Below are 21,829 nucleotides of genomic sequence, written 5' to 3' on the forward strand. Positions count from 1 at the left end.
CGCCGGCGCGGTCGTCACACCCGACGGCGCCCCGGTCCGGGACGCGGCGGTCACCCTCACCGACGTACGGGGCGAAGTCGTCGCGACCACCCGCACCGGGCGCGAAGGTTCCTATGTCATCAGCGAGTTGGTGGCCGGCGAATACACCCTGGCGGCCAGCGCCCCGGCCTTCCGCCCGGCGGCTCTCCCGGTCAGTGTGCAGGCCGCCCGGGAGACCAGGCAGGACATCGAGCTGGCGGGCGGCGCCGTGCTGCGCGGGATCGTACGGGCCCCCGGCGGACGGGCCGTCGAGGACGCCAGGGTCACGCTGCTGGACGCGGCGGGCAACGTGGTCGGCACCCTGACCACCGGCTCCGACGGGGCGTTCCGCTTCGTGGACCTGCCGACCGGCGAGTACACCGTGATCGCCGCCGGTTATCCGCCGGTCGCCACCGTGCTCCAGCTCCCCGGAGGAGGACGGACCGAGCGCGACCTCCAGCTGGGCCACGAGGACTGAGGGCGCCGGGGTGTGCGGGAGCGCCCGCACACCCCGGGTCCTCACGGCAGCAGACGGGGCTTCCGCCTCGCCGCGACGTCCTCGACCCAGCCGAAGCACACCACCGCGGCCGCGACCAGCACCCACGCGAGGCCGAACTGGATCCACGGGCTGTCCAGCGGCAGGTGCTGTTCCAGCACCGGTACCTCCCACAGCAGATCGATCAGCGGCACCGAGGCCATCAGCGCCACCTCGTGCCAGAGATAGACCGTCACCGCACGGGCGTTGAGCACCGTGACGACCCGGTCGGCCACCCGATGGCGTACGAGCCCGTCGAAGCGCGGCCGGAAACGCAGCAGGAGGAGCACGAACCCCGCCGACCACAGCGCCTGGGCGAGCGGGATGTCGTCCAGGTCGAACGAACCCTCCACCGGGTGCCCGGCCGCCCACCAGGCACCCGCCGCCATCAGCGGCACGGCGACGGCCACCGCTCCCGAGCCGCGCAGCCGGCCGAGCACACCGTCGCGGTGCGCGAAGCCGAGCAGCCAGCAGAACAGGAACACCGACGCGTCACTCAGCGCGCTCCCCAGCCGGCCGTCCGGCACACCGGACACGGTCTCCAGCACCACGACGGGCACCAGCGACAGGGTGAGGACCGGCAGCGGGGCCCGCCGGAAGAGTCGCAGCAGCAGCGGCGAGAGCAGCACGAACCACAGATAGGCACGCAGATACCAGAGCACCGCCCAGGCCTGCTCCCCCCACGCGCTGCCGGGCGGGTCACCGGCCGGCAGCACCCAGAGCAGTGCGTCCGGCCCCGGCACCCAGCCGTGCAGCACCATGGCCGCACCGAGTACGAGACCGAACAGCCACACCGGGACGAGCAGCCTCCGCAGCCTGCTGCGGAGCACCGCGGAGGCCGGCCGCTCCAGCGAGCGGGCCATGAGCGAACCGGCCAGCGCGAACATCACGCCCATGGAGGGGAAGACGTATCCCAGCCACGGCCACTCGAAGGTGTGGTAGGCCACCACCCGGACGAGCGCCACGGCCCGCAGCACGTCGAAGGACCGGTCGCGGCCGGTGCCCGCGGCGGCGGCGGGGGACGGCGCGAGCGCCCTCCTGCGGTGCACCCCCGGCACTACGACGCCCCCGCGGGGGGTGCGCCCACCTCACCGGTGCGCCTCAGCTTCTGCCAGCGCAGCCGGCCGCCGGTCGCCGCCGTCACACAGGAGTGGATCAGCACGAGGTACATCAACTGCCGGTACGCCAGCTGCTGGAGCGGCAGCATCAGCAGATATCTGTACTTCTCCCGGTCGAGACGGAAGGCGTACGCCGCACAGAACAGCTGTACGGCCAGGACCGCCAGCCAGGCGAGCAGAGAGGCGCGGAAGTCCACGAAGACCATCGCGTAGAGGGTGAAGACGTCGATGAGCGGCGCGAAGACCGGTGTGACGATCTGGAAGAGGACGACGAGCGGCATCCCGACCCGGCCGAAGCGCCCGGAAGGCCCCCGGTCGGTGACGGAGCGGCGGTGCTTCCACAGCGCCTGCATGGTGCCGTAGCTCCAGCGGTAGCGCTGGCGCCACAACTGCCCCAGGGACGCCGGTGCTTCGGTCCAGGCGCGGGCGTGCTCGGCGTAGACGACACGCCAGCCCGCGCGGTGGAGCGCGATGGTGATGTCGGTGTCCTCGGCCAGCGTGTCCTCGCTCATCCCGCCGACCTCCAGGACCGCCTGTCGGCGGAAGGCCCCGATGGCACCCGGGATGGTCGGCATGCAGCGCAGCAGGTCGTACATCCTGCGGTCCAGGTTGAAGCCCATCACGTACTCGATGTGCTGCCAGGCGCCGATCATCGTGGAGCGGTTGCCGACCTTCGCGTTGCCCGCCACCGCACCGATCCTTGTGTCGGCGAACGGCTGGACGAGCTGGTGCACGGTGTCGGGCTCGAAGACGGTGTCGCCGTCCATCATCACGACGAGGTCGTGACGGGCCTGCCGCACCCCGTTGTTCAGGGCCGCCGACTTGCCGGCGTTCTCCTGCCGGATCACCCGGACATTTGACAGGCCGAGCGACTCGGCGATCTCCGCCGTGCCGTCCGTCGAGCCGTCGTCGACGACCACGATCTCGATCGGATGGGTGCTGGCGGCAAGGGAGTTGAGCGTACCGGCGATGCATTCCTTCTCGTTGTACGCAGGGACGATCACACTCACCGGTTCCGTCACCTCGGGTCCCCAGGTGAATCCGCGCCGGTTCCGCTGCCGGTGATGGCGCCGGGCGAGGAGGAGCATCATGCCGAAGCGGCCCAGGACGGCTGCTCCGACGACCGCCAGCACCACGGCCAGACCCGGCACAGTCCACTCGGCGACGGTGACGGCGGCGAGCAGGGCGCGGCCCTCCCACACGCTCGCGGTGTCCGCCCGGCGGTGGGCGGCCTGTTCCGGGTTGTCCTGGGAGGCGCCGGCCTGCGGGGGGCCGGACGGTGCGGCACCGTCCGCCGAGGCCCCGGCGTCCCCGGCCTGCTCCTGCTGCTGCGCGCCGCTGACGGTGGTGAAGGTGTAGCCCTTCGCCTTCATCTTCTTGATGTACTTCGGCAGCGCGGCCAGCGTCTCGGAGCGGTCGCCGCCCGCGTCGTGGAAGAGCACCGAGGCGCCCTCGCCGGCCTTGGGCGTGGCCCACTCGACGATCCTGGAGACGCCCGGCTGCTGCCAGTCCTCACTGTCGGTGTCGATGAACACGCTGGTGTAGCCCATCGCGCCGAGGCGCTCGTAGACGGGCCAGCTGTAGTCGTCGATCGCGTCCGTCTTCGAGGAGTACGGGGCCCGGAACAGCGTCGTCGTGATGCCGGCGGCGCCCGCCAGGGCCAGCTGTGTCTGGGCGATCTCCCGCTTGACGCGGGCCTCGCTCTGGTAGGAGAGGTCGACGTGGGTGAAGGTGTGGACCCCCACCTCGTTGCCCTCGTCGACCATCCTGCGGACGACGTCCGGATAGCGCGAGATCATCGAGCCGACGAGGAAGAAGGTGCCCGGCACGCCGTTCTCGTCCAGGACGTCCATCACCTTCCCGCTCCACTCGGGATCGGGGCCGTCGTCGAAGGTCAGCACGATGGTCTTGTCGGGCACGGACTGCGTACGGGCGGTGCCGCCGGGGAAGGTCAGGATGGGCCCGCCCTCCAGCACATCAGCGGGCACGGTGTCCGCCGAGGCATCGCTGCGAACCCGCTGGTCGTTGCCCACCTCGGCGCGCAGGTAGCCGTCCAGCAGCATCATGCAGACGAGCCCCAGCAACAGCAGCAGAGCCATGACCACGCGCGGTCGCGGGACGGCCTGACGGCCCACGCGGCCGATCCTGCCCGCAGTGGCGTGCTTGCGGCGCGAAGCGGCCATCAGTTCGTTCCGCCCGATGCCGATGCCGATGCCGATGCCGATGCCGTCGCCCGGCCGGACGGTGCCGCCCCGTCGGGGGCCGGGGGCGCGGAGCCGCCCGGCGGCATGCCGTACCCGGGCTGCATCCGGCCGCCCGGTCCTGCTTCCGCGGCCGGGCCGCCGTCGAAGGGCAGCAACTGGGCGGGGGTCAGGGAGATGCCACCCATGAAGGCGAGCCCCAGGACGGCGGCGTAGCCGACGCAGACGGCGCCCAGCAGCACGCCCGCGCGGCGCAGCAGCTTGGCCCGGCGCCCGGAGCTGTCCACGAAGACGGGCCCCTCCTGGGGCTGTGCCGTCGTGCGGCGCCGCTTGGCCGGCCGGGCCGGGCCGGCGTGTGCCCGGTGTCGGCGGCGCGGCGGCGGGGCTTTCTCGATGACGGGGTCGGATTGCATATGCGCATGGTGGCGAAGCTTGTTGTGCGGAGTCTGGAGCTTTCCTGGCCGCATGCTGTGAAACGGGCCCGAACCTGTCGGGCCGCTGAGAGCGCCCGGGGTGCGGTGTGTCTGCTCCGTGCCGCCAGAACCCTTGCCAGCAGGGGAATCGGCTGCTTCCGATGGTCGCCGCAGGCCCTTTCCCATGAGTTTCCTGTGGCTCTGCGCGGGCGCGTGGTGTGAGAGGTTCATGGGGTCCCGGCAGCACCGGCTGCCGCTTCGGGCGACTCTCCGAGAGCAGGTGCAGATATCTCATGCAAAGGCGCACACGGGTTTCCTCGGCCGTGGCCGGACTGATCGCGCTCGGCCTCGCTTGTTCCGCCTGCTCGACGGGCGGTGTGGCCGATCAGACGGCGGGGGCCGCACCGCCTCCGCCGACGGCCACGCGGACCGGATACACCCCGTACGTGAGCGCCACGACCGCCTCCGACACCGACAGCGCCGGGTCCCCCGACACCTACAACCTGGCTTTCGTCACCTCCGGCGCATCCAGCTGCACCCCCCTCTGGGGCGGCACCACGGCGGCCGCCGACGAGGCGGTGGCGGCCCGCGTCGAGGCGCTCACCGGGACGGGGGCGGACGTCCGGGTCTCCTTCGGCGGCGCCGCGGGCACCGAGGCGGCGCTGGCCTGCGACAGCGCGGAGGAGCTGGCCGACGCCTACGCCGAGGTGCTCGACGCGGTCGGTGCCACCAAGGCCGACTTCGACATCGAGGGCGACGCGCTCACCGACACCGCCTCCGTCACCCGGCGCAACGAGGCGCTCGCCCTGCTCCAGGAGAAGCGCGACCTCGACGTCACCTACACGCTGCCCGTCATGCCGGAAGGGCTCCAGGCCGCCGGGCTCTTTGTCGTCGAGGACGCGGTGGACCAGGGCGTCGACGTCTCGGCGGTCAACATCATGGCGATGAACTACAGCACGTCGCACAGCGGCGACATGGGCGATTACGCGGAGCAGGCGGCCACCGCGGCACATGACCAGCTCATGGACGTGCTCGGGCTGTCGCAGGACGCGGCATGGAAGGCGCTGCACATCACCGTGATGATCGGGGTCAACGACATCGAGGGGGAGACGTTCACCCTCGACGACGCCGCCTCGCTGCGCACCTTCGCCACGCGCCAGGGAGTCGGCGCGCTCTCCCTGTGGGCGGCCTTCCGCGACCAGGAGTGCGCCACGGACGAGGACACGGCGGGCGCCTCGGACACCTGTAGCGGAGTCGGCCAGGAGGCGGGCGCGTTCGCCGAGGCACTCAGCGGCTGAGCGGCCGCCGGCCCGGTCTCAGCGCAGCGGGGCTTCCCGGACCAGTGTCATCAGTGCCTTCGCCCCGGGGCTCATGGCCCGGGCCGGCGGGAGCACCACGACGCTCTCGTAGACCGCCCGGTCCGCCCCGCCGAGCTCCACCGCCACCAGGCCACGTGCCTCCGGCTTACGGGCGAAGTGGTGCGGCACCACCGCGATCCCGAGGCCCTCGTGCACCAGCTCCAGCAGGCTGTGCACGTCGTTGACCTCCAGCGCCACCGTGCGGCGGGCCCCCGCCGCGGCGAACGCCTCGTCCGCCGCGCGCCGGGGCCCCCAGTCCGGGTGGAAGTCGATGAACGACTCACCGCGCAGCTCGCTCCACGCCACCCGGGCGCCCTCCTGGGCGAGCCGGTGGCCGGGGGAGCACAGGACGACCATGGGCTCACGCGCCAGCGGCACGAGCTCGCCCCGCCACTCCGGCGGGCTGACGGTCGCGGCGAACGCGAGGTCGAGCCGGCCGCCCGCCACCCCTTCCAGCAGGCTGGACGTGCCCTCCTGGCGGAGCCTGATCTCCATGTGCGGATGCTCCCGGTGGAAAGCGGCGAGCAGCCGCGCCGTGCTGACCCCGGCCACGCACTGCTCCACCCCCAGCGTCAACGTGCCCCGCAGCAGCCCCCGTACGGCGTCGACGGCGTCCCGCGCCGCCCTGGCACCCGCCAGCGTCCGCTCCGCCTCCACCAGCAGGGCCGCCCCCGCCTCGGTGAGCCGGACCGTGCGTGTGGTGCGGCTGAACAACGGCGTCCTCAGCTCGTGCTCCAGGGCCCGGACGGACGCGGACAGCCCGGACTGGGACACGGCCAGGCGCTCCGCCGCGCGGGTGAAGTGCCGCTCCTCGGCCACGGCGACGAAGTGCTCCAGCTGGCGCAGTTCCATGATTGAGCAATCTAACCGATGAATCCCAGCGGAATCTCCTGTTGGACCGCTGGATCGTTCTCCGTCAGTCTTGACGGTGCGCACCAGACCTGGCGCGCTACGCCGTGCCCCGTGGAGTGCCCGCATGTACCTTCCGTCCGCCGACCGCTACGCCGCCATGCCCTATCGGCGCACCGGGCGCAGCGGTCTGCTGCTCCCCGCCCTCTCGCTCGGCCTCTGGCACAACTTCGGAGGCGACCGGACCCCCGAGAGCCAGGGCGAGATCCTGCGCAGGGCCTTCGACCTCGGCATCACCCACTTCGACCTCGCCAACAACTACGGCCCGCCGCCCGGCTCCGCCGAGACCGCCATGGGCCGCGCCCTGAAGACGGACTTCGCGGGGCTCCGGGACGAGATCGTCATCTCCACCAAGGCCGGCTACCACATGTGGGAGGGACCGTACGGGGAGTGGGGCTCCCGCAAGAGCCTGCGCTCCTCGCTGGACCAGAGCCTGACCCGGCTGGGCCTGGACTACGTGGACATCTTCTACTCGCACCGCTTCGACCCCGACACCCCGCTCGAGGAGACGATGGGCGCCCTCGACACGGCGGTGCGCCAGGGCAAGGCGCTCTACGCCGGTGTCTCCAACTACTCCGCCGAGCAGACCCGCGAGGCCGCCCGCATCCTGGACGAACTGGGCACACCCCTCCTCATCCACCAGCCGCGCTACTCCCTGCTGGACCGCTGGGTCGAGGACGGACTGCTCGACGCCCTGGACGAGCTCGGCACCGGCTCCATCGCGTACTCCCCGCTGGAGCAGGGCATCCTCTCCGACCGCTATCTGCACGGCATCCCGGAGGGGTCGCGCGCGGCGGGGACCAGCCCGTTCCTGTCGGCCGAGGCCGTCACCCCCGACCTGGTGGACCGGCTGGGCGCACTGAACGGACTGGCGCGCGAGCGCGGACAGTCCCTCGCCCAGATGGCGCTCGCCTGGGTGCTGCGCGGCGGCCGGGTCACCTCCGCCGTGGTCGGCGCGAGCAGCGTCGCCCAGCTGGAGAACAGCGTGGCGACGGTCGGCAACCTGGAGTTCGGCGAGGAGGAGCTCGCGCGGATCGACGAGCTCGTCAAGGGCGCGGCCCGGGGCTGACGCCCGAGCCGTCCGCCGTCCGGTCCCCGCTCGGCGGACGGCTTCACCGGACTGGACCAGTGGCAGATCACGAAGGCTCTGGTCCGGCGCTGTCCCGGCGCGTACCGTGATGCGGCACGAAGATCCTCTTTCCCGGGGACGGGTGGAGGAGCGACCGACCAGCGACAGGACGCACACCGTGAAGATCCTCGTCAGCGCCGACATGGAGGGCGCCACCGGGGTGACCTGGCCGGCCGACGTGCTGCCCGGCACCCCGCAGTGGGAGCGGTGCCGTTCGCTCTTCACCTCCGATGTGAACGCCGCGGCGCTCGGCTTCTACGACGGGGGCGCCGACGAGGTGCTCGTCAACGAGGCCCACTGGAGCATGCGCAATCTCCTCCTGGAGCGGCTCGACGAGCGCGTCCAGATGCTCACCGGCAAACACAAGTCCCTCTCCATGGTCGAGGGAATCCAGCACGGCGACGTGGACGGTGTGGCGTTCGTCGGCTACCACACGGGCGCCGGTACGGAGGGCGTGCTCGCCCACACCTACCTCGCCAACTCCATCACCGGGGTCTGGCTGAACGGCGTCCGTGCCAGCGAGGGCCTGCTCAACGCCCATGTCGCGGCGGAGTACGGGGTTCCCGTCATCCTGGTCACCGGCGACGACCTGACCTGTGAGGACGCCGGCGGCTACGCCCCCGCGGCGCGCACGGTCGCGGTCAAGGACCACGTCTCGCGGTACGCCGCCGTGTGCCGCACCCCCACCCGTACGGCCGCCGACATCAGGGCCGCCGCCGCCGGCGCGACCGCCCTCGCCGTGCGCCACGCGCCCGTGACCGGCGGGTCGTACACGGTGGAGCTGGAGTTCGACGCCGAGCACCTGGCCGCCGCCGCGACCGTGGTCCCCGGCGTGGCGCCCAGCGGCGAGCGGCGCGTCGCGTACACCAGCGGGACGATGTACGAAGGCATCCGCACGTTCAAGGCGGTGACGACGATCGTGTCGGCCGCCGTGGAGGAACAGTATGGCTGAGGCGGGCAACCCCACCGGACCGGTCGACGGGCAGGCGCTCGAGGAATCGGTGACGTTCACCTCCGAGCTGATCCGGATCGACACGACCAACCGCGGTGACGGCAGCTGCCAGGAGCGCCCGGCCGCCGAGTACGTCGCCGAGCGGCTGGCCGGTGCGGGGCTGGAGCCCGTCCTCCTGGAGCGCACTCCGGGGCGGACGAACGTCGTCGCCCGGATCCGGGGCACCGACCCGTCCGCCGACGCCCTCCTGGTGCACGGCCACCTCGACGTGGTGCCCGCGGTGGCGACCGACTGGACCGTGCACCCCTTCTCCGGAGAGGTGCGCGACGGCGTCGTGTGGGGGCGCGGGGCGATCGACATGAAGAACATGGACGCGATGGTTCTCGCCGTCGTACGGGCCTGGGCACGCGCGGGAGTACGCCCGCGCCGCGACATCGTCATCGCCTACACGGCCGACGAGGAGGCCAGCGCGCACGACGGCGCCGGTTTCCTCGCCGACCGGCACGCCGAGCTCTTCGAAGGCTGCACCGAGGGCATCAGCGAGTCCGGGGCCTTCACCTTCCACGCCGGGCCGGACATGCCGCTCTACCCCGTCGCGGCGGGCGAGCGCGGGACGGGATGGCTGAAGCTGACCGCCGAGGGCAAGGCCGGCCACGGTTCCAAGGTCAACAGGGCCAACGCGGTCAGCAGGCTCGCCGCAGCGGTCGCCCGGATCGGCGCGTACGAGTGGCCGGTACGGCTGACGCCGACGGTGCGGGCGGCCCTCACCGAGATCGCCGCGCTCCACCGGATCCACATCGACCCCGACGCCCCCGGATTCGACGTGGACGAACTGCTCGGCAAGCTGGGTCCGGCCGCCGCCCTGATCGAGCCGACCGTGCGCAACAGCGCCAACCCGACGATGCTGGACGCCGGTTACAAGGTCAACGTGATCCCGGGCCACGCCACCGCCCACATCGACGGACGCATGGTGCCCGGGGGCGAGGAGGAGTTCCAGGAGACCCTGGACCGGCTGACCGGGCCCGGCGTCCACTGGGAGTTCGTCCACCGCGAGGTCGCACTCGAAGCCCCGGTCGATTCGCCGGCGTACGCGAAGATGCGCGCGGCCCTCGAGCTCTTCGACCCGGGCGCACAGGTCGTCCCCTACTGCATGTCGGGCGGCACGGACGCCAAGCAGTTCTCCCGCCTCGGCATCACCGGCTACGGCTACTCCCCGCTGAAGCTGCCCGCCGGCTTCGACTACCAGGCGCTGTTCCACGGCGTCGACGAGCGCGTTCCCGTCGACGCCCTGCACTTCGGCGTCAGGGTCCTGGACCACTTCCTGCGCACCGCCTGACGAACAGCACCGTCCGACGAACAGCACCGCCTGACGAACAGCACCGTCCGACGAACAGCATCGCCTGACCGAACCTGACCGAAGAGAGGGAACCGATCATGGTGTCCACAGCGGCGTACGGCACATGGCCGTCACCGATCGACGCGGCACTCACCGCCGCGCACGACGGCCGGCCGGAGTTCGTCGGCGCCGTCGGCGACGAGGTGTGGTGGACGGAACCGCGCCCGGCCGAAGGCGGCCGCCGTGCCCTCGTCCGCCGCAGGGCCGACGGCAGCACCTTGTCGGTGCTCCCCGAACCGTGGAACCCCCGCAGCCGCGTCATCGAGTACGGCGGAGTGCCGTGGGCCGGTGCGCCGCGCGAGGAGGGCGGCCCCCTGGTCGTCTTCGTCCACTTCGCCGACCAGCGTCTGTACGCCTGTGAGCCGGACGGACCCGGTGGGCCGTGGCCGCTCACCCCGGTGTCGGAAGTCGGCGGCGGACTGCGCTGGGTGGACCCGCACCTGGACCTGGAACGTGGCGAAGTGTGGTGCGTGCTGGAGGAGTTCACCGGCGAGTCACCCACCGATGTGCGGCGGGTGATCGCCGCGGTTCCCCTGGACGGATCGGCCGCCGAGGACCGGGACGCGGTGCGTGAACTCACCGACGGACAGCACCGGTTCGTCACCGGTCCCAAGATCTCGCCCGACGGCCGACGTGCCGCCTGGATCGCGTGGGATCATCCGCGGATGCCGTGGGACGGCACCGTCGCCATGACGGCCGACGTCACCGGGGACGGTGTCCTCACCGGAGCCCGGCCGGTGGCCGGCGGCACCGACGAGTCGGTCGTCCAGGTGGAGTGGGGCCGGGACGGCTCGCTGCTCTTCGTGTCGGACGCCGACGGCTGGTGGGAGCTCCGGCGCATCGGCCCCGGCGCCGTCGCCGGCGAGGCCGGGCCGGCCGACCGGCTCTGCACCGGCCGGAACGAGGAATTCGGCGGGCCGCTGTGGAGGATCGGCCTGCGCTGGTTCCATCTCCTGGACAACGGGCTGATCGCGGTCATCCACGGCCGGGGCACCACCGCGCTCGGTGTGCTCGACCCGGAGACCGGCGAACTCGTCGACGCCGTGGGCCCCTGGACCTCGTGGGCGGAGACACTCGCTGTTCAGGACACCAGGGTCATCGGTATCGCGGCGAGTCCCACCACCTCCTACGAGGTGGTGGAGCTGGACACCGCCACGGGGCACACCCGGACCATCGGCGTGCCGCACCAGGACGTGGTCGACCCCGCCTACTGCCCGGAGCCGTCGATCCGGACCTTCACCGGTCCGGCCGGCCGTGAGATCCACGCCCATGTGTACCCGCCGCGCCATCCCGACCGCACCGGGCCCGACGGTGAGCTGCCGCCCTACGTCATCTGGGCGCACGGCGGGCCCACCGGCCGTGATCCGCTCGTGCTCGACCTGGAGATCGCCTACTTCACCTCCCGCGGCATCGGTGTCGCCGAGGTCAATTACGGCGGTTCGACCGGCTACGGCCGCGCCTACCGCGAACGGCTCCGCGGGCAGTGGGGCGTCGTCGACGTGGAGGACTGCGCGGCCGTGGCCCTGGAGCTGGCCGAGGAGGGCTCGGCCGACCGGGAGAGGCTGGCGATCCGGGGCGGGAGCGCGGGGGGCTGGACCGCTGCCGCGTCCCTCACCCAGACCGATGTGTACGCCTGCGGGACGATCAGTTACCCGATCCTCGATCTGGAGGGCTGGGCGACCGGTGAGACGCACGACTTCGAATCGCAGTACCTGGAATCGCTCGTCGGCCCGTACGCCGAGGTCCCCGAGCGCTACCGGGAGCGCTCGCCCGTCAACCGGACACAGGAGCTCACCGCGCCGTTCGTGCTGCTCCAGGGGCTCGACGACCCGATCTGCCCGCCTGTCCAGTGCGAGCGGTTCCTCACCGCGATCGAGGGACGGGGGGTCCCGCACGCCTACCTCGGTTTCGAGGGGGAGGGCCACGGCTTCCGCCGTGCCGACACCGTGAGGCGGGCGCTGGAGGCAGAACTCTCCCTGTACGCCCAGACGTTCGGCCTTCAGCGCCCCGATGTTCCCACGCTGGAGCTGAAGAAGTGACCCTGGAGCCGCTCGCCCGGCCGGCCCGGCTGCGGCCCGGAGCCAGGGTCGCCGTCGTCGCCCCCAGCGGTCCTGTGCCCGCCGAACGGATGGAGCGCGGCCTCGAACTGCTGCGCGGCTGGGACCTCGACCCCGTCGTGGCCCCCCACGCACTCGACACCCATCCGGAACTCGGCCACCTCGCCGGAGCGGACGAGGACCGGGCCCGGGACCTCCAGGAGGCCTGGTGCGACCCGTCCGTGGACGCCGTGCTGTGCGCCAGGGGCGGGTACGGCGCGCACCGCATGGTCGATCTCCTGGACTGGTCCGCGATGCGGGCGGCCGGACCCAAGGTGTTCGTCGGCTACAGCGACATCACCGTGCTGCACGAAGCGTTCGCTCTGCGCGCGGGATTCTCGACCCTGCACGGTCCGATGGTCGCCACCGAGGTGTTCCTCAAGGACGCCGCCACCCAGCAGGCTTTGCGTTCCACCTTGTTCGAGCCCGAGTCGGTACAGGTCCTGGGTCTCGAAGCGGCGGCCGCGCTGGTCCCCGGCACGGCCCGGGGGATCACCTACGGCGGCTGCGCGAGCCTCCTTGCCGCTGACGCCGGCACCCCGCGCGCCCGGACCTCCGCCCGGGGCGGGCTGCTGGTGCTGGAGGACACCGGGGAGGAGCCGTACCGGCTCGACGGAATCCTCACCCGGCTGCGGCGCACGGGTGCCTTCGAGGGTGTGTCCGGGGTGGTGTGCGGCTCGTGGGAGGCCTGCGGGCCGTACGAGGGGGTGCGTGCCGTGCTCGCCGACCGGCTCGGCGGACTCGGGATTCCGGTGGTCGAGGAGCTGGGCTTCGGCCACGGCCCCACGGCGCTGACCGTCCCGCTCGGCGTGCCGGTGGTACTGGACGCACCGGCCGGCGGCGGCCGGTGCACGCTCACCGCGCAGGTGCCTGCGCTGATCTGAACCGGAAGGCGGTGTACGCCGGTCCGGGTGCGGGCGGTGCGGGGGCGGACCTTCTCGGGAAACCCCGCTCCCGGGCGTTGACACCGGTATGAGGTGTGTCACAGCATGGGCCGGGCCCGGTACTTACCGGTCGGTAAGGTGTCCTCGGTGTGGAGGTCCATGTGTCGCGTGCTGTGTCCGGATTCCGCCGTCCCCTCACCTTGCTCGCCGGGGCGGCACTGCTCGCCCCCCTCCTCCTGACCGGCGCACCTCAGGCGGCCGCGGCCGCCCGGTACACCGTCACCCCGCTGGAGTTCACGGTGCGGGCCGGGGGCCGGTCCTGCACCGTGGACGCCGATCTCTACCGGCCCGCCGGTGCCGACGCGCAGCACCCCGCCCCGGCCGTCCTCGCCACCAACGGCTTCGGCGGCAGCAAGTCCGACGGTTCCACCGACGTCATCGGCAGGTCCTTCGCCGAACGCGGCTACGTCGCTCTCGTCTACTCGGGTCTGGGCTTCGGCAGGTCCGGCTGCCTCATCACCCTCGACGACCCCGCGGCCGACGGCAGGGCTGCCTCCGGGCTCGTGGACTTCCTCGCGGGTACGCGCGCCGCCGACGACGGCACCAAGGCCGACTACGTCGCCTCGGACGCACCGGGCGATCCGGTGGTCGGCATGATCGGCGGTTCCTACGGCGGGGCCGTCCAGCTGGCGACCGCGTCCGCGGACCACCGCGTCGACGCGCTCGTGCCGCTGATCACCTGGAACGACCTGGCGTACTCGCTCGCCCCCAACGCCACCGGGACGTCCCGGGGCGTCTCCTCCGGCACGCCCGGTGTCTTCAAGTGGCAGTGGACCAACGGCTTCTACCTGATGGGCGAGGGGCAGCCACTGCTGGTTCCGAGCCTCGACCCGTCGCGCTTCGGAAGCCTCCGCTGCCTGCACTTCGCCTCTCAGGCCTGCGACGCCATCCGCCTCCTGAACTCCGGCCGCTACCCGGCCGCCGAGACCCAGGAGATGCTGGCGTACACACGGAGCGTGTCACCGGCCTCCTACCTGTCCGGTGTCACCGCGCCCACGCTCCTCGTCCAGGGCCAGGCCGACAGCCTGTTCAACCTCAACGAGGCCACCGCCACCTACCGGGCACTCGAAGCCCAGGGCACCACGACGAAGATGATCTGGCAGTCCTGGGGCCACAGCGGCGGCTCGGTGCCGGGCGAACTCGACCTCGGCACGGGCAACCTGGAGACCAGCTACGTCGGGCAGCGCATCCTCGCCTGGTTCGACCGCTACCTCCACCACGACGAGGACGCCGCGACCGGACCCGAGTTCGCCTACTACCGTGACTGGGCGAGCGGTTACGGCACGGCGGCCGCGGTACCCGGTCTGTCGCGCACGATGTACCTCTCCGGTGACGGGACCCTGGTCGACAGCCGCTCCGAGGTCACCCCAGGCAGCCGCCGGTACACCAACTGGCTCCTTCCGACCAGCCACTCCGAGAGCTCCCTCGCCGGACTCGTCGGACTCTCCGACCCGGAGCCGTACGACACCAAGGGCACTTACCTCGGCTGGACGAGCGCCCCGCTGACGGCGCCCCTCGATGTCGTCGGCGCGCCGAAGGCCACCCTGAAGGTCGTCTCTCCGAAGACGGAACGGGTCCAGAACAGCGGCGACGCCGCCGACAAGCTGGTGCTGTTCGCCAAGGTGTACGACGTGGCACCCGACGGAACGCAGAAGCTGGTGAACCGCCTCGTCGCGCCGGTGCGTGTCCCGGACGTCACCCGCCCCTTCACCGTCGAGCTCCCCGGCATCGTCCACCGGTACGAAGCGGGGCACCGGCTGCGGTTCGTGATCGCCGGCAGTGACACGGCGTACTTCGGCAACCGGGGCGTCAAGCCGGTCACCGTGGTCAGCGCCCCGCAGGACACCGGCGTCCTGGAACTGCCCGTGATCGGCTGACCTCACCCGTACGGCCGCGCTCACCGCTCCCCGGGCCCCGGGCGAAGGCAGCCTGGGGTCCGGGGACCGCATTTCCCCGGGCCGCCCGCAGGGGAACCGGCGCGGTCCTCCTCTGCCCTGTTCGGGTCGTGGTGCGACGGCAGCCTGAAAGGTGCGACCTGGGGTAAGCGGGTCATGACCCGCTACGGGCGTACCGGACGGCGGCGGGCGGCAGAGAGGATATGAACGTGCGGACTGTCGGAGTCGAGGAAGAGCTCCTGCTCGTCGATGCGGAAAGCGGTGACCCCCGGGCCCTGTCGACCGCGGTGCTGGCCCTGGCGGAACGCCGCGCCGACGGTGATTCCGTGTTCGAATCCGAACTGCACGACCAGCAACTGGAGTTCGCCACCGAGCCGCGCAGCAAGATGGGGGACCTGGCGGAGGAGATCCGGCGCTGGCGGGCGGAGGCGGCGGACAGCGCGGCAGAGGCGGGGGCCGCCGTGGCGGCCCTGGCGACCTCCCCGATGCCCGTCAGTCCCTCCATCGGGGAGGACGAACGGTACCGGTGGCTGGCGCAGCGCTTCGGTCTGACCGCACAGGAACAGCTGACCTGCGGCTGCCATGTGCACGTGTCGGTGGACTCGGACGAGGAGGGCGTCGCCGTGCTCGACCGGGTCCGGCCCTGGCTCCCGGTCCTGCTGGCACTGAGCGCCAATTCCCCCTTCTGGCAGGGACGGGACACCTCGTACCACAGCTACCGGAGCAGGGTGTGGGGCCGGTGGCCGTCGGCGGGTCCGGTGGACCTGTTCGGTTCCGCGGACCGCTACCACAAGGAGGTCCGGGCGCTGGTCGACACGGGGGTGCTGCGCGACAAGGGAATGATCTACTTCGACGCACGGCTCTCGCACCGCTACCCCACGGTGGAGTTCAGGGTGGCGGACGTGTGCCTGGATCCGGCGGACACGGTGCTGCTCGCCACGCTCGCGCGCGGCCTGGTCGAGACGGCGTCGCGTGACTGGCGGGCCGGGGACCCGCCCGAGCCGGTCCCGGTGAGCGTACTGCGCATGGCTTCCTGGCAGGCGGCCCGTTCGGGCATGGAGGGGCAGCTGCTCCATCCGCTCACCATGCGCCCCGAGCCGGCCGCCGACGTCGCGCACGCCCTCCTCACCCACGTCGGCGACGCGCTGGAGGACAGCGGGGACCTCGGAACGGCGGACATGGCGCTGCGGGCCGTGCTGACGCGGGGGACCGGAGCCCGGTTCCAGCGGGAACTGCTGGAGGGCTCGGACAGCCTGCGGACCGTCGTGACGGAGTGCGCGGCCAGGACACGTGGATGACCGCCGTCGTCCGCGCCGGCGGACGGCGGCGGTCACCCGGCGGGACGCCCTTCCGCCGCCTGCGCGTCGACCACCTCGGCCAGCCGTCCCAGCATGGCGCGGTGCCGGATCTGCATCACCGCGTCGAGAGCGGCGTTGTGCAGGATGCCGCCGAGCCCTTGCAGCGGATGCTCGTCGAGCAGCACCAGGGTCTTGTCACCCCACGGCCGGATGTCGAACGCGATGCGCGCCGTGCCCAGGGCCCCGCTGTACGCCTCCAGTTCGAGCGCGCCGGGACGCTCCAGACGCCGCACGGTGGTGCGGCCCTGGAGTTCCTTCGGGCCGAGGCGCACGGTGTATTCGATGGAGGAACCGACCTCGGGCCACCGCCCCTCCAGAAGGCGGGAGTCCTGCGTCCCCACGACCCATTTCCCGTACTGGTCGGGTTGCTCCAGCACCGCCCACAGGGCCGAGGGCGGGTGATGGATCAGATGGTGGCGAATAGCCATGGACGCCTCCACGCACGGACATCAGGACGGGTGGGAAGGGCGGCGGATCCACCAGCAATGCTACGCGGCGCGGCCGGAGCCGCACGTCGGCCGCGAGCCCGGTGCGGCTTTCGGGGGATCACCCGATCGGCCCAGCGCGACGCTGCACGTCCCGAGGGCGGGCCGCCGCGCCCCGGAGCTTTCGGCGCCCGGAGATCCCACCCGGGTCCGGTTCACCGCGGGAGCGGACGCGCGGTAGAACGGATGGACGACATGACGGCGGAACGAACCCACCCGGACGAACGAGGAGAGAGCCCATGCGTGCACTGACCTGGCACGGACGGCGGGATGTACGTGTGGAGACGGTCCCCGACCCGGTCATCCAGGACCCGACGGACATCATCGTCCGGGTCACATCGAGCGGCATCTGTGGTTCGGACCTGCACCTGTACGAGGTGCTCGGCCCCTACCTCACCCCGGGCGACATCCTGGGACACGAGCCGATGGGCATCGTGGAGGAGACCGGCCGCGACGTGACCGCCGTCAAACCCGGGGACCGCGTCGTGGTCCCGTTCAACGTCTCCTGCGGCGACTGCTTCATGTGCGGCCAGGGACTCCAGTCGCAGTGCGAGACGACCCAGGTGCGGGAGTACGGAAGCGGCGCCGCGCTGTTCGGCTACACCAAGCTCTACGGGCAGGTGCCCGGCGGGCAGGCCGAGCTGCTGCGCGTCCCCTTCGGCAACACCCTGCCGGTCAAGGTCCCCGAGGGCCCGCCCGACGACCGTTTCGTCTTCCTGTCGGACGTCCTGCCGACCGCCTGGCAGGCCGTGGAGTACGCGGCCGTGCCTCCCGGCGGCAGCGTGACGGTCCTGGGACTCGGGCCGATCGGGGACATGGCCGCACGGATCGCCCTGCACCGCGGTGCGGGGCTGGTCATCGGCGTGGACCTGGTGTCCGACCGTCTGCAGCGGTCCGCCGCGCGGGGCGTCAAAGTCCTGGACCTGCGGGAGTACGGAAAGAACCTGCCGGACGCGGTGCGCGACCTCACCGACGGGCGCGGCACCGACGCGGTCATCGACGCGGTCGGCATGGAAGCGCACGGGGCAGCCGTGGCCAAGGCGGGGCAGTGGGCCGTGGGCATGCTGCCCGATCCCGCGGCGCGCACCCTCATGGAGCGTGCGGGCATCGACCGCCTCAGCGCCCTGCTCGCCGCCGTCGACATCGTGCGGCGGGGCGGCACCGTGTCCGTCTCCGGGGTCTACGGCGGAGCCGTGGACCCGCTGCCGCTGCTCAAGATGTTCGACAAGCAGATCCAGCTGCGGATGGGGCAGGCCAACGTCTGGAACTGGGTGCCGGCCATCCTGCCGCTGCTCGTCGACGAGGACCCGCTCGGCGTGGACGGTTTCGCCACCCACCACCTGCCGCTGGCCGACGGGCCGAAGGCGTACGAGACTTTCCAGAAGAAGGCGGACGGCATGGTGAAGACCCTGCTCATGCCGTGACGCCCCCGCACCCCCGCCGGGCGGCGGACCGGTGCACGGAGCAGGAGGAACGATGATGAACGCACCCCGGGGCCTGCGCGTCGTGGTCACCGGCGCCACCGGGAACGTGGGCACCAGCGTCGTCCGGGCACTGGCGGAGGACTCCTCCGTCGCCTCGGTCCTCGGCCTGGCGCGACGGCTGCCGGGACTCACCGTGCCCGGCGTGGAATGGGGCGCGGTGGATCTGGAGCGCGGCGACAGCCCGCGCCGGCTCCAGGAACACCTGTCCGGTGCCGACGCCGTCGTCCACCTCGCCTGGCGGTTCCAGCCCACGCACGACCCCGTCGTCACCTGGCGCAGCAATGTCGAGGGCTCGATGCGGGTCTTCGGCGCGGTCCGGGACGCGGGTGTACCGGTCCTGGTCCATGCCTCGTCGGTGGGGGCCTACTCGCCGGGACCGAAGCGGGAGCCGGGGGTGGGCGAGCAGTGGCCCACCCATGGGTGGCCGGATGCGGCGTACTGCCGGGAGAAGGCGTATCTGGAACGCGTTCTCGACGCCTTCGAGCCACGGAACCCGCAGATCAGGGTGGTACGCATGCGCCCGGGGTTCCTGTTCAAGAGGACCGCGGCGAGCGAACAGCGCCGCATCTTCGCCGGCCGGTACCTGCCGGGCACGCTCCTGCGCCCCGGCCTGCTGCCGTTCGTCCCCGACCTGAAGGGGCTGCGTTTCCAGGTGCTGCACACGGACGACGCGGCCGAGGCGTACCGGCTCGCCGTCGTCAACGACGTCCGGGGCGCCTTCAACCTCGCCGCCGACACCGTGACCGACGCCCGGCAGCTCGGCGAACTGCTGGACGCCCGTGTCGTGCGCGTCCCGACGGCGCTGGTGCGCGGTGCGCTGACCGCCGCCTGGCGGACCCATGCGGTGCCGGCCTCTCCGCACCTGTTCGACGCCGTGCTGCGGCTCCCCGTCATGAACAGTGACCGGGCCCGTGAGGAGCTGGGCTGGCGTCCCGCGTACTCGGCCTCCGACGCACTGCGCGCCTTCCTGCACGGCGTCTCCCACGGGGAGGGGGAGGAGACGGCTCCGCTGGCCGGCAGGAAGTGGGGGTGAGTGAGCCGATCGGGGGACACCCGCGCACCCGGGCGGCGAACATGAGTCCATGCGCACACTCGTGGTCCTCGACGCCCCCTCCAACCTCGGGCTGCGGCCCCCCTCGCCCGGCACCGTCCCCGGTTGCTGCAAACTGGCCGGCGCGCTCCGTGAGCAGCGCATCGTGCAGCGGCTCGGCGCGCTGGAGGGAGGCGTCGTCGTACCGCCCCGCTACGACCGCGGGGACTGGCAGGAGGGCGACGGCGTCTTCCACGCCGCCGCCATCGCCCGCTACACCCGCACGCTCGCCGACCGCGTCGAGAGACACGTCAGGGCGGACGAATTCCCGGTCGTGCTCGGCGGCGACTGCTCCATCCAGCTCGGCGCCGCCCTCGCCCTGCGCCGTATCGGCCGGTACGGGCTCGCCGCGATCGACGGCTCGGCGGACTTCCGGCACCCGGGCAACAGCGACCGGATCGGTGCGGCGGGCGGTGAGGAACTGGCGCTCTCCACCGGACGCGGGCAGGCCGATCTCACCGACCTGGAAGGGCTGGGGCCCTATCTCAGGGACGAGGACATCCGGCTCTTCGGCATGCGTGACGACGACGAGGACCGCGCCGAGATGACCGCGCTGAAGATCTCCCACGCGACGGTGGGGGAGATCAGGGAGTGGGGGCCGGCCGACATCGCCCGCGCCGTGGTGCAGTCCCTCGAGATCCCCGTCCTCGACGGCTTCTGGGTCCACCTCGACGCCGATGTGCTCGACCCGAGCGTGATGCCCGCCGTCGACAGTCCCGACGACGGCGGGCTGTTCCCCGGCGAACTCGCCGCGCTGCTGAGCACCCTCGTACGGTCACCCCGCTGCGTGGGGCTCAACGTCACGATCTACGACCCCGATCTCGACCCCGACGGCACGGCCGGCGCACTGCTCGCCGATCTGGTCGTCGACGCGTTCGCCGGACCGCGGACGGGCGGGCCGGACCGGTGACCGTGCCGGGGAGGTCCGCGACGGCAGGGAGAGCGGGCGCCGTCCTGTCGCTGCCCGGCCGGAAGCCGTCAGGCGGACACGTTCCGGTCGACGTACTCGAAGACCGAGCCGTCCGGGTGCAGGGCGATCAGATTGCGGCCGGCCGGGGTGGGCACCGGCCCCGCGACGACCTTCGCCCCCACCCGGGTCAGTGCCGCGTGGGCCTCGTCGACATCCTTGACCGCGATCGTCGCCGACACCTTGCGCAGCACCTCCAGTTCCGCTTCGGGGCCGCTCATCAGCAGGAAGCAGCCGATCGCGGCGACCGAGACCCCGCCGCGCTCGAAGCGCTGCGCCGGAGTGCTGGTCAGGCCCTCGTAGAAGGCCACCGAGGCCTCCAGGTCGTCGACACAGATGCGCAGCGTGGTTCCCAGGATCTCCATGCCCACGAGGGTAGTTGCCGAGCCGTCCGGATGTGATCCCTTCCGCGCCCCGCCACCGGATCACACCCGGCAGAGCACCTCGCCGTGGGGCACCATGAACCATGCGTCGGGCCCCTCGCCCCACGCGCGCCAGGCATCCGCGATCGCCGACAGCTGTGCGGCGCTCGCGTGCCCGCCGTCCACCGCCAGTGCCGCGTATCCCGACGCGGTCGTGCGGTCCGCCCACAGGCCGCTCCACCAGGCGCGGTCCTGCGGGGTGGCGAAGCACCAGGCCGCCGCGGTCGGGGTGATGCCGGTGAAGCCGGCCTGCCGCGCCCAGGACAGCAGACGGCGTCCGGCGTCGGGCTCGCCGCCGTTGGCGCGGGCCACCCGGCCGTACAGGTCCAGCCACTTGCGCATGCCGGGCACCTCCGGATACCAGGTCATGGCCGCGTAGTCGCTGTCACGGGCCGCGACGACACCGCCGGGCCGGCAGACGCGCCGCATCTCGCGCAGCGCCCGCACCGGATCGCCCACGTGCTGGAGCACCTGATGGGCGTGGACCACGTCGAAGGAGTCGTCGGGGAAGTCCAGGGAGTGCACGTCCGCGACGGCGAACTCCACGTTCCGCGCACCGCGTTCGCCGGCGGTCTCCGCCGCGCGGGCCAGCACGTCGCGGCTCGTGTCGACCGCGGTCACCCGGCCCGGCGCCACCAGCGCGGCGATGTCCGCCGTGATGGTGCCCGGTCCGCAGCCCACGTCCAGGACCGCCTGCCCCGGGCGGAGTTCGCCGATCAGGTAGGCCGCCGAGTTGGCTGCGGTCCGCCACCGGTGCGAGCGCAGTACCGACTCGTGGTGGCCGTGGGTGTAGACCGCTGTCTCTTCCGGCATGGCCGTACGTCCTCTCTCGGACCTCAGTCACGGGCGATGAGGCCGACAGTACGCCGACATGTCGAATCTTGAGACGAGTGTCTCATCATGTGGTCCGCTACAGGGGCATCGGGCAGTACACCGTCAGCGCCTCGGGCAGCTTGTCGATCAGCAGGTCCGTTCCGGAATGCGCCACTTCGCCGTCGTACGCGTAGGGAGTTCCCGGTGCGAGCCCGGCCAGCCGCACCCTGCGCCGCCGTACGGCCG

General features: G+C 72.2%; 19 protein-coding genes. 12 read left to right on the forward strand and 7 right to left on the reverse strand.

The window, feature by feature from the left end; genetic code table 11:
• A partial coding sequence (locus tag VN520_RS22655) for a carboxypeptidase-like regulatory domain-containing protein (RefSeq protein WP_325748771.1) occupies window positions 1-496 on the forward strand: 496 nt, incomplete at its 5' end.
• A gap of 41 nt (window positions 497-537) precedes the next feature.
• Here VN520_RS22655 and VN520_RS22660 read toward each other — a convergent pair.
• The 3 genes from VN520_RS22660 to VN520_RS22670 are packed head-to-tail and all read right to left on the reverse strand — an operon-like array spanning window position 538 to window position 4,285.
• The gene (locus tag VN520_RS22660) at window positions 538-1,611 is read right to left on the reverse strand and encodes an acyltransferase family protein (RefSeq protein ID WP_325748772.1); all 1,074 of its coding nucleotides are present in this window, start codon (window positions 1,609-1,611) and stop codon (window positions 538-540) included.
• Window positions 1,611-3,854 carry a bifunctional polysaccharide deacetylase/glycosyltransferase family 2 protein gene (locus VN520_RS22665; protein WP_325748773.1) on the reverse strand — a complete coding sequence of 748 codons (2,244 nt, stop codon included), beginning with the start codon at window positions 3,852-3,854 and terminating at the stop codon, window positions 1,611-1,613. Before VN520_RS22665 ends, VN520_RS22660 begins: the two co-directional genes overlap by 1 nt.
• Complete coding sequence (locus VN520_RS22670) at window positions 3,854-4,285, reverse strand: hypothetical protein (RefSeq protein ID WP_325748774.1); 432 nt, start codon at window positions 4,283-4,285, stop codon at window positions 3,854-3,856. The genes VN520_RS22665 and VN520_RS22670 overlap by 1 nt, the downstream gene beginning before the upstream one ends.
• A 293-nt stretch (window positions 4,286-4,578) precedes the next feature.
• On the opposite strand from VN520_RS22670, the gene VN520_RS22675 reads away from it, so the two are divergent.
• Complete coding sequence (locus VN520_RS22675) at window positions 4,579-5,583, forward strand: chitinase (RefSeq protein WP_325748775.1); 1,005 nt, start codon at window positions 4,579-4,581, stop codon at window positions 5,581-5,583.
• Between the two features lie 18 nt (window positions 5,584-5,601).
• On the opposite strand, the gene VN520_RS22680 is transcribed toward VN520_RS22675, so the two are convergent.
• Complete coding sequence (locus VN520_RS22680; protein WP_325748776.1) at window positions 5,602-6,495, reverse strand: LysR family transcriptional regulator; 894 nt, start codon at window positions 6,493-6,495, stop codon at window positions 5,602-5,604.
• Window positions 6,496-6,619: 124 nt separating this feature from the next.
• Between VN520_RS22680 and VN520_RS22685 the strand changes: the two genes are divergently transcribed.
• The 7 genes from VN520_RS22685 to VN520_RS22715 all read left to right on the forward strand — a co-directional run bounded on the left by VN520_RS22685 (window position 6,620) and on the right by VN520_RS22715 (window position 16,262).
• Window positions 6,620-7,621, forward strand: a complete 1,002-nt coding sequence (locus tag VN520_RS22685; RefSeq protein ID WP_325748777.1) for an aldo/keto reductase — start codon at window positions 6,620-6,622, stop codon at window positions 7,619-7,621.
• Window positions 7,622-7,799: 178 nt separating this feature from the next.
• A complete protein-coding gene (locus VN520_RS22690; RefSeq protein ID WP_325748778.1) occupies window positions 7,800-8,633 on the forward strand; it encodes a M55 family metallopeptidase in 834 nt (277 codons plus the stop codon).
• Window positions 8,626-9,969, forward strand: a complete 1,344-nt coding sequence (locus VN520_RS22695; RefSeq protein ID WP_325748779.1) for a M20/M25/M40 family metallo-hydrolase — start codon at window positions 8,626-8,628, stop codon at window positions 9,967-9,969. Before VN520_RS22690 ends, VN520_RS22695 begins: the two co-directional genes overlap by 8 nt.
• Window positions 9,970-10,067: 98 nt before the next feature.
• Entirely contained in the window at window positions 10,068-12,068 is a 2,001-nt protein-coding gene (locus VN520_RS22700) for a prolyl oligopeptidase family serine peptidase (RefSeq protein ID WP_325748780.1), read from the forward strand.
• The gene (locus VN520_RS22705; RefSeq protein ID WP_325748781.1) at window positions 12,065-13,009 is read left to right on the forward strand and encodes an LD-carboxypeptidase; all 945 of its coding nucleotides are present in this window, start codon (window positions 12,065-12,067) and stop codon (window positions 13,007-13,009) included. Before VN520_RS22700 ends, VN520_RS22705 begins: the two co-directional genes overlap by 4 nt.
• A 161-nt stretch (window positions 13,010-13,170) precedes the next feature.
• Window positions 13,171-14,946, forward strand: coding sequence for a CocE/NonD family hydrolase (locus VN520_RS22710; RefSeq protein ID WP_325748782.1), 1,776 nt, complete (start codon window positions 13,171-13,173; stop codon window positions 14,944-14,946).
• A gap of 221 nt (window positions 14,947-15,167) precedes the next feature.
• Complete coding sequence (locus VN520_RS22715) at window positions 15,168-16,262, forward strand: glutamate--cysteine ligase (protein ID WP_325748783.1); 1,095 nt, start codon at window positions 15,168-15,170, stop codon at window positions 16,260-16,262.
• A 32-nt stretch (window positions 16,263-16,294) separates the two neighbouring features.
• Here the strand turns inward: VN520_RS22715 and VN520_RS22720 are convergent, their stop codons facing one another.
• Window positions 16,295-16,750: an SRPBCC family protein gene (locus tag VN520_RS22720; RefSeq protein ID WP_325748784.1), complete on the reverse strand. Its 456-nt coding sequence runs from the start codon at window positions 16,748-16,750 to the stop codon at window positions 16,295-16,297.
• Between the two features lie 296 nt (window positions 16,751-17,046).
• On the opposite strand from VN520_RS22720, the gene VN520_RS22725 reads away from it, so the two are divergent.
• The 3 genes from VN520_RS22725 to VN520_RS22735 are packed head-to-tail and all read left to right on the forward strand — an operon-like array spanning window position 17,047 to window position 20,291.
• On the forward strand, window positions 17,047-18,231 hold the full coding sequence (locus tag VN520_RS22725; protein ID WP_325748785.1) for an alcohol dehydrogenase catalytic domain-containing protein: 1,185 nt from the start codon (window positions 17,047-17,049) through the stop codon (window positions 18,229-18,231).
• A 55-nt stretch (window positions 18,232-18,286) separates the two neighbouring features.
• Entirely contained in the window at window positions 18,287-19,324 is a 1,038-nt protein-coding gene (locus VN520_RS22730; protein ID WP_414719914.1) for an NAD-dependent epimerase/dehydratase family protein, read from the forward strand.
• 49 nt (window positions 19,325-19,373) lie between these two features.
• On the forward strand, window positions 19,374-20,291 hold the full coding sequence (locus VN520_RS22735; protein WP_325748787.1) for an arginase family protein: 918 nt from the start codon (window positions 19,374-19,376) through the stop codon (window positions 20,289-20,291).
• Between the two features lie 68 nt (window positions 20,292-20,359).
• On the opposite strand, the gene VN520_RS22740 is transcribed toward VN520_RS22735, so the two are convergent.
• The gene (locus VN520_RS22740) at window positions 20,360-20,713 is read right to left on the reverse strand and encodes a VOC family protein (protein ID WP_325748788.1); all 354 of its coding nucleotides are present in this window, start codon (window positions 20,711-20,713) and stop codon (window positions 20,360-20,362) included.
• Between the two features lie 60 nt (window positions 20,714-20,773).
• Entirely contained in the window at window positions 20,774-21,583 is an 810-nt protein-coding gene (locus tag VN520_RS22745; RefSeq protein WP_325748789.1) for a methyltransferase domain-containing protein, read from the reverse strand.
• Between the last annotated feature and the right edge of the window lie 246 nt (window positions 21,584-21,829).

This window comes from Streptomyces sp. (assembly GCF_035563135.1).
In the GTDB taxonomy this organism is placed as follows: Bacteria; Actinomycetota; Actinomycetes; order Streptomycetales; family Streptomycetaceae; genus Streptomyces.

What these genes read in the sequence shown, in the direction of transcription:
- VN520_RS22740 (WP_325748788.1), bottom strand. Translation starts at nt 20,713, where the DNA reads ATGGAGATCCTGGGAACCACGCTGCGCATCTGTGTCGACGACCTGGAG.
- VN520_RS22700 (WP_325748780.1), top strand. Translation starts at nt 10,068, where the DNA reads ATGGTGTCCACAGCGGCGTACGGCACATGGCCGTCACCGATCGACGCG.
- VN520_RS22665 (WP_325748773.1), bottom strand. Translation starts at nt 3,854, where the DNA reads ATGGCCGCTTCGCGCCGCAAGCACGCCACTGCGGGCAGGATCGGCCGC.
- VN520_RS22685 (WP_325748777.1), top strand. Translation starts at nt 6,620, where the DNA reads ATGTACCTTCCGTCCGCCGACCGCTACGCCGCCATGCCCTATCGGCGC.
- VN520_RS22745 (WP_325748789.1), bottom strand. Translation starts at nt 21,583, where the DNA reads ATGCCGGAAGAGACAGCGGTCTACACCCACGGCCACCACGAGTCGGTA.
- VN520_RS22695 (WP_325748779.1), top strand. Translation starts at nt 8,626, where the DNA reads ATGGCTGAGGCGGGCAACCCCACCGGACCGGTCGACGGGCAGGCGCTC.
- VN520_RS22670 (WP_325748774.1), bottom strand. Translation starts at nt 4,285, where the DNA reads ATGCAATCCGACCCCGTCATCGAGAAAGCCCCGCCGCCGCGCCGCCGA.
- VN520_RS22675 (WP_325748775.1), top strand. Translation starts at nt 4,579, where the DNA reads ATGCAAAGGCGCACACGGGTTTCCTCGGCCGTGGCCGGACTGATCGCG.
- VN520_RS22680 (WP_325748776.1), bottom strand. Translation starts at nt 6,495, where the DNA reads ATGGAACTGCGCCAGCTGGAGCACTTCGTCGCCGTGGCCGAGGAGCGG.
- VN520_RS22730 (WP_414719914.1), top strand. Translation starts at nt 18,287, where the DNA reads ATGAACGCACCCCGGGGCCTGCGCGTCGTGGTCACCGGCGCCACCGGG.
- VN520_RS22725 (WP_325748785.1), top strand. Translation starts at nt 17,047, where the DNA reads ATGCGTGCACTGACCTGGCACGGACGGCGGGATGTACGTGTGGAGACG.
- VN520_RS22715 (WP_325748783.1), top strand. Translation starts at nt 15,168, where the DNA reads ATGAACGTGCGGACTGTCGGAGTCGAGGAAGAGCTCCTGCTCGTCGAT.
- VN520_RS22735 (WP_325748787.1), top strand. Translation starts at nt 19,374, where the DNA reads ATGCGCACACTCGTGGTCCTCGACGCCCCCTCCAACCTCGGGCTGCGG.
- VN520_RS22720 (WP_325748784.1), bottom strand. Translation starts at nt 16,750, where the DNA reads ATGGCTATTCGCCACCATCTGATCCATCACCCGCCCTCGGCCCTGTGG.